The sequence below is a fragment of the Pseudomonas ficuserectae genome (genome assembly GCF_024584585.1).
Classification (GTDB): Bacteria; Pseudomonadota; Gammaproteobacteria; order Pseudomonadales; family Pseudomonadaceae; genus Aquipseudomonas; species Aquipseudomonas amygdali.
Map to the genome: position 1 here is coordinate 1,626,612 of NZ_CP085684.1, position 14,050 is coordinate 1,640,661.

Sequence of the window (14,050 nt, forward strand, 5' to 3'; positions counted from 1 at the left end):
TCTTCAGCGCTGATAACCCATCGAATTTTTAGTTCCATGACACTAATTTCACTGTCAGCGGTCGAAAAAGATCTTATAAACATTTGCTGACTATTTTAGCCCGGTTCAAGTTGCCTCGTGCACGGCCGACACCCCGGTAAGAGGAGATAAAATCATGCTGCAACCTATGCTTCCGCTAAGTGTGGTGCCTGTGACATCACAGATGGACCCGGCCAAACGCATGCCGGACATCCCGCCTGTCGCACCGGTGCAGCAAAGCTCCAACGAGACCTCCATCGACCTGCGCAACGAAGATACCGAACGCAGCGCGTTGCTGTTGCGCGAAGAACAGCAGCGTCAGCAACAGCAGCAGGGTCGAACCTCTGAAGAGGCCGAGGAATATCAGGGGTTGGTCGTTCCAGGGGATTCTCTGAACGCTGACAACACCGTTCCTGTCGTACCGCTCATCGACGACGAGCCGCGTCAGGGTCTCTGGGTGGATATTCAGATCTGATAAGCGGGAAAGCCCGGTTCTTCGCTGGTCATGGCCGCTGCGATTAAGCATTATTGGCATTGATTTCCAGTGTTCGAGAGCGGCAAGCCATGAGCGACGATGAAAAATTGATCGACCTGGGCGCAGAGCGCGCCAGACGCGTTCACGATTTGAACGACAAACGCCTCAACGAAGTGCGCAATGCCTTCGAACAGGCGATGCCTTTAAGCAGCAAAAAGCCAAAGAAAAAGCCTAAAAAACGCTGATAACTCCTTTTTGCATCATTGATCTGGGTCAAGGTGCCTTCGTGCAGCTGCGTTTAACCTGATGCCATCGAATACGGCGCAACATGACGACCAGCCAGTCGTCGCCAGCGCAGTATCGGCGGCACAAAAAGAACGACTGGCCAGGGCCAGTCATTCTGTCAGTGAGCACGCAAGGCATTTCGGGCGACCCAGGTCGCCCTTTTTTTCGTCCGTATTTCAACCCAGGCCTTTAGGCCACTGTTTTTGCGCCTGCATGAGTCAGGTTGTAGGCTCTGGCCTCTTCGGCTGTTTTCACGTCCCGGTTATAGCTCGGTGACCAAGCGGTCAGCGGTGATTTCTGAGTGAAACTGACGTTACTGCCGATGTCTTTGAAGTGGGCGTCGCCGTAGTCATCCAGCACGCCGGAGTTACTTGCCTTGTTGGAGACATCCACGCCTTTTGCGAAATAGTTGGACTGCGACAGAATCGTTGCATCCCCCGTCGCAGTGAAGCCGAGGTGGAATTTGTCGATGGAGTTATTGAACACGTCAAATTGCCCGTGACGCATCAGGCCGGGGGCCCGGACATCCAGGTTGCTGAAGACGTTGTTGGCAATGGTCATTTGCGGATAACCCTTGTAGGCGGCTTTGGCCGCCGCAGAATCATCGGGCTTGCCCAGAATCACCCCATATTCGTTGTTCTGAAATTTTGAATTGGTCAGGCTGACTTTATCTGCCGTCCCGCCAACGTAGAGCAGCTTATCCAGCCCTTTGGGGTCCTGATCCTTGGTGCCCGTGTAGGTGTTCTGATCGATCCAGTACTTCTTGCCGCTGCTGATGAACATTTGCATGTCACCGTTTTCACGGTAACGGCTGTCATGGTTGAAGTTGAGGTTCTGGAAAATATCATTGCTCGCGGTTTTGCCACTGGCCAGATAGATATTGTGCAGGGTGTTGCCCTTATCGGTGCCCAACAGGGTTTTGTTGGCTCCGAAATTGATGGTCACTTTGCTGTCGGCAGACAGGTTGGCTCCCAGACGCACCGTACGAGCCGTGTCGTCTTCCATGTTTTTCTTGAGTTCCGCCACGGTATTCACAGTGACCACTTGACCGCCGTTACCGCCGGTCGTGCCAGCGTCTTTGGCGAAACCCACGATGCCCGACATGTCCGCGCCCTGGCCGTGCGCAGCCGGTGTGGCGGTTTTTGCTGCTTTAACCGTGTTATCCGGTGTGGCGGTGGTGGCGGTCGAGGTTTTCGGCAACGCAGGTTCATGGACCACTGCTGGTTTTACCGCATCGGGCCTGGTCGGTGTCTCTGGAGGAGCACTGCTTCGCTCGGCGGTGCGGGGGGCTGTGTGTGACGGTGGTGTTTGTGAAGGTGCTATTTGTGAAGGTGCGGTGGGCGTCGACTCTGTATTTTTTTGCAGTGATACAGGTTTTTCTGAAGGGTGATCGTTCTGCACTACAAAGGGTTTTTCTGCGTTGCCCTGAGGCGTTGAAGACGACGATGACGATGAGGAAGAGGGCGATTGAGCGAGCGTCGGCGCCTGTTCGTGTTGAGTCTGTGCAGGCGGCGTAACGTCCTGTTGCTGATTGCCGCGCAAGAGAGAGAACAGTTCCTTGAGGAAGTTACGAATGGCTTCCACAAGTTTGTTCAGTACTTGCTCACTGTTACCGCCCAGCATGTTTGAAAATGCGCTTGTGTCAGTCGGCTGGACTCTGGAGCTTAGTGTGTTCAGCGAGGAGTGCGGACCATTGGCCTGTTGTGTCAGGCCGAAGTCGATCAGGTTGCTATTGTGGCCCGGCTTGATGCCTTGGTCTTGCGACTGTGCTTGATCGGTCTGTGCAGTGGCATCCTGCGCAGGAATCCCGGAGACGGGGTAATAGTTTCTGTTGATCATATTCATGGCTGATTTCCCCGCCTGTAGGATGAACAATTCGTGATCCGGATAGAGAGTGCCGCTGGTTTCCTGAGTGGAAAGCGCAGCAAAGCAGTTCCGGATGCATCATGAGTTTTTTTGTTCAGGCCACTGGCGAGTCTGGCGTGCGCATTGTGTGGCGCACGCCCATGCGCGGTATCAGCCGAAGGTGATCTCGGGCAATACGGTCAGGTCGACGGTCTGCTGCTTGCGCGGGGCGAGGATCTCGGCTTCGCCGTCTACAACCAGCTCATCGTTCTGATTGAAAACGCGCGTTGCGATGCGCACTCGGAACTTTGGCAGTTTTTCCAGGATTTCCAGGCGCACAGTCAGGGTGTCGCCCAGTTTTACCGGTTTCTGGAAAGTCATCTGCTGACCGATGTAAATAGTGCCCGGCCCAGGCAGCTCGCACGCAACGGCCGCACTGATCAACGCACCACTGAACATGCCGTGAGCGATGCGCTCCTTGAACATGGTCTTGGCGGCATATTCGGCGTCCAGGTGAACCGGGTTGTGGTCGCCGGACATGGCGGCGAACAGTTGAATGTCACGTTCTTCCACTGTCTTGCTATAGCTGGCGGTCTGACCGACTTCAAGGGCTTCGTAAGGCGTGTTGGTGACTTGAGTCATGTGGCTGTCCTGACAATAAAATGGATTGAAGCGGGCCGGTTCGTGCAATCCGACTTAGCCTTGATTTGTAACACTTGATGACCTGCCGCCGCCATTGCGCGGACAAGATCATTCAGACGCTTGCCGGGGCTGCCCGGATCACATTCAAGGCAAATAATAAGCGAATGTCATGAGAATACTGCTGTTGCGGTATCGAGAGTCTGTTGATTAGCAGGCCATCTGCAATTGGAAGTGTATCGTCGTCGGCAGATTTCAGTCTGAACGGAGGCAAGATTCATGCTGCTGATGACGCTCGGCCGATTATTTGCCTGAGACGTTTTAACTGCTAACGTCGGGCCAGGCCTACGCAGGGAAGAGGATAAAAATAATGCAAAGTGATTTCTGGGATGACAAGCGTCCGGCAGGTGTCGACTCCGAGGTGGACTTACAGACCTATCAGTCGGTCATTGAAGTATTTGAGCGCTGCTGCAGAAAGTTTGCAGACCGACCTGCATTCAGCAATATGGACGTGACTCTGACCTACGCCGAACTTGAGCGTCACTCTGCCGCTTTCGCAGGCTATCTGCAGCAGCATACACAACTGGTGCCGGGTGACCGTATTGCCGTACAGATGCCCAATATCCTGCAATACCCGATTGCCGTATTTGGTGCGATGCGTGCAGGTCTGATCGTGGTCAACACCAATCCGTTATACACCGCACGCGAGATGCGCCATCAATTCAAGGACTCTGGTGCCAGGGCGCTGGTGTACCTCAATTTGTTCGGCAAGCTGGTGCAGGAAGTGCTCCCCGACACTGCAATCGAACACCTGATCGAAGTGAAAATGGGCGACATGCAGTCACCTGCCAAGGGATGGCTGGTCAATACCATCGTCGACAAGGTCAAAAAGCTGGTCCCGTCATTCCATTTGCCTCAAGCCGTCGGCTTCAAGCGTGCGCTTCGCCTGGGGCGTGATAGCCGTATGCAGGTCGTACCACGAGGTCTGGACGACGTTGCCGTGCTGCAATACACCGGTGGCACCACGGGGCTGGCCAAGGGCGCGATGCTCTCTCACGGCAATCTGGTCGCCAACATGCAGCAAGTCTATGCCTGCATGCGCCAGCAGCGTCCCGAAGGCGGCTCGCTGTTTGAAGAGGGCACAGAGGTGATGATCGCGCCGTTGCCGCTTTATCACATCTATGCATTCACGGCGAACTGTATGTGCATGATGATCAGCGGCAATCACAACATCCTGATTACCAACCCTCGCGATATCGGCGGCTTCATCAAGGAGCTGGGCAAGTGGAAGTTCACCGCCATGATCGGCCTCAACACACTGTTCGTGGCGCTCATGAATCATCCACAGTTCAGGAGTCTGGATTTCTCGGCGCTGAAAAGCACCAATTCCGGTGGTACTGCGCTGGTCAAGGCCACGGCCGAGCGCTGGGCGCAGATCACCGGCTGCACAATCGTCGAGGGTTATGGCCTGACCGAGACTTCGCCTGTCGCCAGTGCCAATCCTTACGGTGCTCTGGCTCGTCTGGGTACGGTCGGTATTCCGGTGCCGGGCACTGCGATGAAGGTTATTGACGACGACGGTGCCGAATTGCCCTTCGGCGAGCGAGGCGAGCTGTGCATCCAAGGGCCGCAGGTCATGAAGGGCTACTGGAACCAGCCGGCTGCCACCGCCGAGTCACTGGATGCGCAAGGCTGGTTCAAGACTGGTGACATTGCGGTGATTGGCACCGACGGATTCGTCAGTATTGTCGACCGCAAGAAAGACTTGATCATCGTGTCCGGCTTCAACGTTTACCCCAACGAAATCGAAGACGTGGTCATGGCCCACCCGAAAGTCGCCAACTGCGCCTGTATCGGCGTGCCGGACGAGCGTTCGGGGGAGGCCGTAAAACTGTTTGTGGTGGCGCGAGAGCCGGGGTTGAGCGTTGAAGAGCTCAAGGCCTTCTGCAAGGCGAATTTCACGGCTTACAAGGTACCCAGGCATATTGTCCTGCGGGAATCGTTGCCGATGACGCCGGTAGGCAAGATTCTGCGCCGGGAGCTTCGTGACATTGCCTGATTCCCCCTAATCGTCTCGAATTGTGTAAATGACCCCGTTTGCAGAGTGCTGCATGCGGGGTCTTTTTTTTGAAAAGCCGCTAATTATGAGGTTGACCGCTCTGTTCCGGTGCTTTCGAGGTGGTAATTAATATTCTTTTAATGTTTTTAAAATGACTGATTTATAGATTATGGTCTTTTTGGTGACTGCGTGGCCTTCTTATGCCTCTAGTCGACGTTTGGCAAAGCTGCTACTCTCGGCGCGCTTTTTGATCAGTCATAAAGCGAAAAAAGCGTCTACTGCATAATTCCAAGCACAAGAAAATCATCGCTTCAGGCGATGTGAAGAATTCGCTATCGCTACGGAGCCGACTGAATGATTGAAAACTTCTGGAAGGACAAATATCCGTCTGGTATCCCCGCCGATATCAATCCTGACGAGTATCCCAATGTCCAGGCTGTCCTGAAGCTGTCCTGCCAACGCTTCGCCGACAAACCGGCGTTCAGCAATCTGGGCAAGACCATCACCTACGGCGAACTGTATGAGCTGTCCGGCGCGTTCGCCGCCTGGATCAAGCAACATACCGACCTGCAGCCGGGTGATCGCATCGCTGTGCAGTTACCCAACCTGTTGCAGTACCCGATTGCCGTCTTCGGTGCCATTCGCGCCGGGCTGATCGTGGTCAACACCAACCCGCTGTACACCGCGCGGGAAATGGAACACCAGTTCAATGACTCCGGCGCCAAGGCGCTGGTGTGTCTGGCAAACATGGCGCACCTGGCCGAAAAGGTCGTGCCCAAAACGCAGATCAAGCATGTCATCGTCACTGAAGTGGCTGACATGCTGTCGCCGCTCAAGCGTTTGCTGATCAACAGCGTCATCAAGTACGTGAAGAAAATGGTCCCGGCCTATCACTTGCCTAAAGCCGTCAAATTCAACGATGTGCTCGGCAAGGGGCGTGGCCAGCCAGTGACCGACGTGTCGCCCGGCAGCGCCGATGTTGCTGTGCTGCAATACACCGGCGGCACCACCGGTGTGGCCAAGGGCGCAATGCTGACTCATCGCAACCTGATCGCCAACATGTTGCAGTGCCGGGCGCTGATGGCTTCAAACCTTGGCGACGGGTGTGAAATCATCATCACGCCCCTGCCGCTGTATCACATCTACGCCTTCACCTTTCATTGCATGGCGATGCTGCTGCTCGGCAATCACAACATCCTGATCAGCAACCCGCGTGATCTGCCAGCGATGGTCAAGGAGCTTTCGAAATGGAAGTTCAGCGGCTTTGTCGGCCTTAACACGCTGTTTGTGGCCTTATGCAATAACGAGGGTTTCCGCAACCTCGACTTTTCGGCGTTGAAAGTTACCCTTTCCGGCGGCATGGCCCTGCAGCAGTCCGCTGCCGAACGCTGGAAGCAGGTCACTGGCTGCCAGGTCTGCGAAGGCTATGGCATGACCGAGACCAGCCCGGTGGCTACGGTCAATCCCGCTAAAGACGTGCAGATGGGCACTATCGGTATTCCTGTGCCGTCGACGCTGTGCAAGGTTATCGACGATGCTGGCAACGAGCTGGCGTTCGGTGAAACCGGCGAGTTGTGCATCAAGGGCCCTCAGGTCATGAAAGGCTACTGGCAGCGCCAGGAAGCCACCGATGAAATGCTCGACAGTGATGGCTGGCTCAAGACCGGTGACATCGCGATCATCCAGCCCGATGGCTACATCCGGATTGTCGATCGCAAGAAAGACATGATTCTGATCTCCGGTTTCAACGTATACCCCAACGAACTTGAAGACGTGCTGGCCACGCTCCCGGGCGTGTTGCAATGCGCGGCGATCGGCGTGCCGGACGAGAAGTCAGGCGAAACCATCAAGGTTTTCGTCGTGGCCAAACCGGGCGTTACCCTCACCAAGGAACAGGTCATGGAGCACATGCGCGCCAACCTGACCGGCTACAAGGTGCCGCGTAGCGTGGAATTCCGGGAGGTCCTGCCCACTACCAACGTCGGCAAGATCCTGCGTCGCGAGCTGCGTGATGAGGAATTGAAGAACCTGGGCGTGAAGAAGTAGGGCGGAGCGCCGCACGATAGTTGCGATTATCGTCCCCTACGCTCCAGCGTGGGAATGCAGGTCTCGACGCTTTGCGTCGTAAGAGGACGCGCAGCGTCCGGAAAGGCATGCGACGCGGAGCGCCGCACGATAGTTGAGATTATCGTTCCGCACGCTCCAGCGTGGGAACGCAGGTCTCGACGCTCTGCGTCGCAAGAGGATCCGGAGCGTCCGGAAAGGCATGCGACGCGGAGCGCCGCACGATAGTTGCGATTATCGTTCCGCACGCTCCAGCGTGGGAATGCAGGTCTCGACGCTCTGCGTCGCAATGAGGACGCGCAGCGTCCGGAAAGGCATGCGACGCGGAGCGCCGCACGATAGTTGGATTCTCGTTCCCACGCTCCAGCGTGGGAATGCAGGTCTCGACGCTCTGCGTCGCAATGAGGACGCGCAGCGTCCGGAAAGGCATGCGACGCGGAGCGCCGCATGATAGTTGAGATTATCGTTCCGCACGCTCTAGCGTGGGAATGCAGGTCTCGACGCTCTGCGTCGCAATGAGGACGCGCAGCGTCCGGAAAGGCATGCGACGCGGAGCGCCGCACGATAGTTGAGATTATCGTTCCGCACGCTCCAGCGTGGGAACGCAGGTCTCGACGCTCTGCGTCGCAAGAGGATGCGGAGCGTCCGGAAAGGCATGCGACGCGGAGTGCCGCACGATAGTTGAGATTATCGTTCCGCACGCTCCAGCGTGGGAATGCAGGTCTCGACGCTCTGCGTCGCAAAAAGGACGCGGAGCGTCCATAAAGGCATGCGACGCGGAGTGCCGTACGATAGTTGCGATTATCGTCCCCTATGCTCCAGCGTGGGAATGCAGGTCTCGACGCTCTGCTTCGCAAGAGGACGCGCAGCGTCCGGAAAGGCATGCGACTTGGAGCGCCGCACGATAGTTGAGATTATCGTTCCGCACGCTCCAGCGTGGGAATGCAGGTCTCGACGCTCTGCGTCGCAAAAAGGACGCGGAGCGTCCGGAAAGGCATGCGACGCGGGGCGCCGCACGATAGTTGAGATTATCGTTCCGCACGCTCCAGCGTGGGAATGCAGGTCTCGACGCTCTGCGTCGCAATGAGGACGCGGAGCGTCCGGAAAGGCATGCGACTTGGAGCGCCGCACGATAGTTGAGATTATCGTTCCGCACGCTCCAGCGTGGGAATGCAGGTCTCGACGCTCTGCGTCGCAAAAAGGACGCGGAGCGTCCGGTATTTCGTACCTCATACTTTGTTGTAATTGAGCCGTGCTGCCGGCAAACCATGGCCGCGATGGATAGCCTGGCATTCAGGCCATTCGTCACGACCCGCCACAATCTGCGACAATCCGCACCTGCCATTTGAAAAAAGACCCTGCGCGCCTGATGACCGACGAATCGCCCTCTATCGACCAACTTCTGAAAAACCTCGACCAAGCGATGATCAGCGAACGTCATCGCCTGCGCCGTCAGTTGCATGACCTGCGCAAAAAGCCTGACGAGGCGAAGCTGGCGCAATGGGTAGCGCGGGTTCAAGCCTCCTGTGCGCAGGTGACGGCGCGGCGTGAGAGCGTGCCGACGATCCGTTATGACGACAACCTGCCCATCGCCGCCAAACGCGATGAGATCAAGGAGGCCTTGCTCAAGCATCAGGTGCTGATCATTGCCGGTGAAACCGGCTCCGGCAAGACCACCCAATTGCCGAAAATCTGCCTGGAAATCGGTCGCGGCCAGCACGGTCTGATCGGCCATACCCAGCCGCGCCGGATCGCCGCACGCAGCGTGGCCAGCCGGGTGGCCGATGAGTTGGGCACACCGCTGGGCGCGCTGGTCGGTTATCAGGTGCGCTTTGAAGATCAGAGCGACAGCAACACGCTGATCAAACTGATGACCGACGGTATTCTGCTGGCCGAAACCCAGCATGACCGCTTTCTGGAACGCTACGACACGATCATCGTCGACGAAGCTCATGAACGCAGTCTGAACATTGACTTCCTGCTCGGCTACCTGAAAACCCTGCTGCCACGTCGCCCGGACCTGAAGGTCATCATCACCTCCGCGACCATCGACCTGCAGCGCTTTTCCGAGCACTTCAACGATGCTCCGGTGATCGAAGTGTCCGGGCGTACCTTCCCTGTCGACCTCTGGTATCGCCCGCTGACCAGCGAGCAGGACGAGGAAGGTAACAGCGTCGAGGAAGACCTGACAGTCGATCAGGCCATTCTGGCCACGCTGGATGAGCTGGCGGCCTTTGAGCGTAGCGAGCGCAAGAGCCCGGGCGACGTGCTGGTGTTTCTGCCCGGCGAACGCGAGATCCGCGATGCCGCCGAGGTACTGCGCAAGGCGCAGCTCAGGCACACCGAAATTCTGCCGCTGTACGCACGCCTTTCGCCTGCCGAACAGCAGCGTATCTTTCAGTCCCATCCGGGTCGTCGTGTGGTGCTGGCCACCAACGTGGCCGAAACCTCGCTGACCGTGCCGGGCATCCGCTACGTGATCGATACCGGTACTGCGCGCATCAGCCGCTATAGCTATCGCGCCAAGGTCCAGCGCCTGCCGATCGAGGCGGTATCGCAGGCCAGCGCTAACCAGCGCAAAGGCCGTTGCGGGCGTGTCGAGCCCGGTTTGTGCGTGCGTCTGTACAGCGAAGAGGATTTCAACGGTCGACCTGAATTCACCGACCCCGAGATACTGCGCACCAACCTGGCAGCGGTCATCCTGCAGATGCTGCACCTGCGTCTGGGCGAGATCACCGATTTCCCGTTCATCGAGCCGCCGGATGGCAAAGCGATCAGCGACGGTTTCAACCTGTTGCAGGAGCTGTCGGCGGTCAATCGCGAAAATCAGCTGACCCCGCTGGGCCGTCAACTGGCGCGCCTGCCAGTGGACCCGCGCATGGGTCGCATGCTTCTGGAAGCTGCGAGGCAGGGCAGCCTGCAGGAAGTCTTGATCGTGGCCAGTGCCATGTCCGTGCAGGATGTGCGTGAGCGTCCACCCGAGCGTCAGCAGGCGGCTGATCAGGCCCATGCGCAATGGAAAGACGCCGACTCGGACTTCGCCGGGCTGGTCAATCTGTGGCGTGGTTTTGAAGAGCAGCGCCAGACCCTGACGGCCAGCCCGCTGCGTAACTGGTGCAGGCGCAATTTCCTGAATTACCTGCGCCTGCGCGAGTGGCGTGATTCCCATCGACAGCTGAGCCTGATCTGCCGCGATCTGCAATTGACGGTCAACAAGGAACCGGCCGATTACCCGAAATTCCACAAGGCCATTCTTTCTGGTCTGCTGAGTCAGATCGGGCAAAAGGCCGACGAGGGTGACTACCTTGGCGCACGGCAGCGGCGCTTCTGGATTCACCCGTCTTCCTGGCTCGGCAAGAAGCGCCCGCAGTGGTTGATGACCGCCGAGCTGGTGGAAACCACCAAGCTGTACGCGCGCATGGTGGCCAAGATCGATTCGGACTGGATCGAGCCGCTGGCTGGCCACCTGATCAAGAAAAATCATTTCGAGCCGCACTGGGAGAAGAAGCGCGGGCAGGTCGTAGCGTTCGAGCAGATTACGCTGTTCGGCCTGATCGTGGTTGGTCGCCGTCCGGTGCATTACGGGCCGATTGACCCGGTGGTGTCGCGTGAGCTGTTCATTCGCGAAGGCCTGGTGCGCGGTGACATCCTGTCGCGGGCCAAATGCCTGAGTGCCAATACCCGCCTGCTGGAGCAGCTCGATGAGCTGGAGGCCAAGGCTCGACGTCGCGATATTCTGGCTGACGAAGACACCTTGTTCAGCTTCTATGAAGCGCGAATCCCGGCCGAGATTCATCAGACGGCCACGTTCGACAGCTGGTACAAGACTGAAAGCCAGAAGAACCCGCAACTGCTGATCATGCGCGAAGAGGACGTGCTGGCCCGCGAGGCCAGTGAAGTTACCGCCGCGCAGTATCCGGATACCTTGCACCTGGGCGACCTCAGTCTGTCGCTGAGTTACCACTTCGAGCCCAACCACCCACGTGACGGCGTGACCTTGCGCGTCCCTGCGCCCCTGTTGCTGTCGCTGCCTGCCGAGCGCCTGGAGTGGCTGGTGCCGGGCTTGCTCGAGACCAAGAGCATTGCGCTGGTGCGCAACCTGCCCAAGGCGGTGCGCAAGAACTTCGTGCCGGTCCCGGATTTCATCAAGGCCGCGTTGCAACGTATTACCTTCGGCGAGGGCTCATTGCCCCAGGCGCTGGGGCGTGAGCTTCTGCGCATGACCGGCGTGCGGGTCAGCGACGAGGGCTGGGCTGAAGCCGCGCAGCAGCTTGAAGGCCACCTGAAGATGAACCTGGAAATCGTCGATGGCAGCGGCAAGTTTCTCGGTGAGGGGCGTGATCTGGCCGAGCTGACGGCGCGCTTTGCCGAGGCTAGCCAGGCCGCACTGGCCGTACCTCAAACCGCGAAAAGCCAGCAGCCGGTGCAGGCCAAGGCCTTTGCTGCGGTGGCGCAAAAGACTCAGCAGAACATCGCTGGGTTGTCGATGACGGTTTATCCCGCGTTGGTCGAAGAGGGCGGAGCGGTCAAGGAAGGCCGGTTCTCCACACAGGCCGAAGCTGAATATCAGCATCGCCGTGCTTTGCAGCGTTTGCTGCTGCAACAGTTGGCTGAACCGGCGAAGTTCCTGCGTAACAAATTGCCGGGGCAGACCGAGCTGGCCTTGTTGCACCGCGAGCTGGGCCGCATCGATGCGTTGATAGAGGACATCCTGCTGGCCAGCCTCGACAGTTGCGTGCTGGAAGGTGAAGCCGAGTTGCCGCGCGACGGTGCCGGCCTGTTGTCGCTGGCTGAGCGCAAGCGCGCCGACTGGACCGAACACGCCGAACGGCTGGCGAAGCTGACGCTGGAGATTCTCAAGCTGTGGCACGGACTGCAAAAGCGCTTCAAAGGCAAGATTGACCTGTCGCAGGCGGTTGCCCTCAACGATATCAAGGCGCAACTGAGCAAACTGGTGTACCCCGGTTTCGTGCGTGAAACCCCGGCGGTGTGGCTCAAGGAACTGCCGCGCTACCTGAAGGCTATCGAGATGCGTCTGGAAAAACTGCCAGGTCAGGTGCAGAAAGACCGGGTGTGGAGCATCGAGCTGGCAGGCCTGTGGACGCAATACCAGACACGTGCCGACAAGCACGCCCAGGAAGGCAAGCGCGACCCGGAACTGGCGCTGTATCGCTGGTGGATGGAGGAGTATCGCGTGTCGCTGTTCGCTCAGCAGTTAGGCACCAAAATGCCGGTGTCGGACAAACGGTTGAGCAAGCAGTGGAGTCAGGTGGAGGGCTGATCCTGCGTCGGCCTTCAGCACAGTCAATTGTCGCTATCAGGCCTATATTCATTGGCCCGATAGCGCCAAAACCGGGCTCTGTGGCACACTCCGCGCCTGTCTTCACCGTGTCATGAAACGCTGCTCTCTGTTGCGGGCAGCTTTTACAGTCGCACTGGTACGTTGGTCCCAAAAACAGAGGGCCTCCGAACACCGTGCCTGAGCAGGTGTTTACCTGCAACTCAATAAGAGAGGAACGACCGTGCACAACGTCGTCATCAGTGGCACAGGCCTGTTTACCCCGGCCAACAGCATCTCCAACGAAGAGCTGGTGCAGTCTTTCAATGCCTATGTCGCACAGTTCAACAGCGACAACGCAGCGGCTATCGAACGTGGTGAAGTGGAAGCACTCAGTGAATCCAGCGCCGCGTTCATCGAAAAAGCATCGGGCATCAAAAGCCGCTTTGTCATGGACAAGCAAGGCATTCTCGACCCGCAGCGCATGAAGCCCAACCTGCCGGAGCGCGGCAATGATGAACGGTCGATCCTCTGCCAGATGGGGGTTGCTGCGGCCGAACAGGCTTTGCAACGTGCAGGCAAAACCGCTGCCGATATCGACGGTGTAATCGTTGCCTGCTCCAACTTGCAGCGCGCCTATCCGGCGATTTCCATCGAGATTCAGGAAGCGCTGGGTGTCGCGGGCTATGGTTTCGACATGAACGTGGCCTGTTCTTCGGCCACCTTCGGTATCCAGGCAGCCTGCAACAGCGTGCAATTGGGGCAGGCCCGCGCCTTGCTGGTGATCAGTCCGGAAATCTGCACCGCGCACCTTAATTTCCGTGACCGTGACAGCCATTTCATTTTTGGCGACGGGGCCACAGCCGTTGTGGTCGAGCGCGCGGATCTCGCCACCTCGCCTTACCAGTTCGATATCGTCAGTACTCGTTTGTTGACCAAATTCTCCAACAACATCCGCAACAATTTCGGTTTCCTCAACCGTACCTCGGACGAGGGCCAGAATGCGCCGGACAAGCTGTTTGTGCAGGAAGGCCGCAAGGTGTTCCGCGAGGTCTGCCCGATGGTCGCCGAGCTGGTCGCGGCGCATTTGCAGGACAACGGTATCAACATCACCGACGTCAAACGCTTCTGGCTGCATCAGGCCAACCTGAGCATGAACCAGTTGATCGTCAAGAAGCTGCTGGGTCGTGATGCCACCGTAGAGGAAGCGCCAGTGATTCTCGACACTTATGGCAACACCAGCTCGGCAGGCTCGGTCATTGCGTTTCATACCTATCAGGATGACTTGCCCGAGGGCGCGCTGGCCGTGCTCAGCTCGTTCGGTGCCGGTTACTCGATTGGCAGCGTGATTCTGCGCAAGCGCTGATAGCGCTTTATGGGCAGCGTC

Annotated in this window: 8 protein-coding genes; 6 read left to right on the plus strand and 2 right to left on the minus strand. The window is 57.9% G+C overall.

Annotated elements, in window-relative coordinates; genetic code table 11:
- Window positions 1-154: 154 nt before the first annotated feature.
- A complete protein-coding gene (locus LJU29_RS07290; RefSeq protein ID WP_005743241.1) occupies window positions 155-493 on the plus strand; it encodes a hypothetical protein in 339 nt (112 codons plus the stop codon).
- 89 nt (window positions 494-582) lie between these two features.
- Window positions 583-738, plus strand: coding sequence for a hypothetical protein (locus tag LJU29_RS07295; RefSeq protein WP_005743242.1), 156 nt, complete (start codon window positions 583-585; stop codon window positions 736-738).
- Window positions 739-967: 229 nt separating this feature from the next.
- On the opposite strand, the gene LJU29_RS07300 is transcribed toward LJU29_RS07295, so the two are convergent.
- Together LJU29_RS07300 and LJU29_RS07305 are read right to left on the minus strand one after the other, a co-directional pair.
- Window positions 968-2,623 (minus strand): pectate lyase family protein, encoded by a 1,656-nt coding sequence (locus tag LJU29_RS07300; RefSeq protein WP_257111932.1) that lies wholly within the window; start codon window positions 2,621-2,623, stop codon window positions 968-970.
- 171 nt (window positions 2,624-2,794) lie between these two features.
- The gene (locus tag LJU29_RS07305) at window positions 2,795-3,265 is read right to left on the minus strand and encodes a MaoC family dehydratase (RefSeq protein WP_005743244.1); all 471 of its coding nucleotides are present in this window, start codon (window positions 3,263-3,265) and stop codon (window positions 2,795-2,797) included.
- Window positions 3,266-3,632: 367 nt separating this feature from the next.
- On the opposite strand from LJU29_RS07305, the gene fadD2 reads away from it, so the two are divergent.
- The 4 genes from fadD2 (at window position 3,633) to LJU29_RS07325 (ending at window position 14,029) form a co-directional block, all read left to right on the plus strand.
- Window positions 3,633-5,321 carry a long-chain-fatty-acid--CoA ligase FadD2 gene (fadD2, locus tag LJU29_RS07310; protein WP_057423702.1) on the plus strand — a complete coding sequence of 563 codons (1,689 nt, stop codon included), beginning with the start codon at window positions 3,633-3,635 and terminating at the stop codon, window positions 5,319-5,321.
- Between the two features lie 354 nt (window positions 5,322-5,675).
- Window positions 5,676-7,367: a long-chain-fatty-acid--CoA ligase FadD1 gene (gene fadD1, locus LJU29_RS07315; protein ID WP_257111935.1), complete on the plus strand. Its 1,692-nt coding sequence runs from the start codon at window positions 5,676-5,678 to the stop codon at window positions 7,365-7,367.
- A gap of 1,387 nt (window positions 7,368-8,754) precedes the next feature.
- Entirely contained in the window at window positions 8,755-12,666 is a 3,912-nt protein-coding gene (hrpA, locus tag LJU29_RS07320) for an ATP-dependent RNA helicase HrpA (RefSeq protein ID WP_257111936.1), read from the plus strand.
- A gap of 241 nt (window positions 12,667-12,907) precedes the next feature.
- Window positions 12,908-14,029, plus strand: coding sequence for a beta-ketoacyl-ACP synthase III (locus LJU29_RS07325; RefSeq protein WP_004657547.1), 1,122 nt, complete (start codon window positions 12,908-12,910; stop codon window positions 14,027-14,029).
- The last annotated feature ends 21 nt before the right edge of the window (window positions 14,030-14,050 follow it).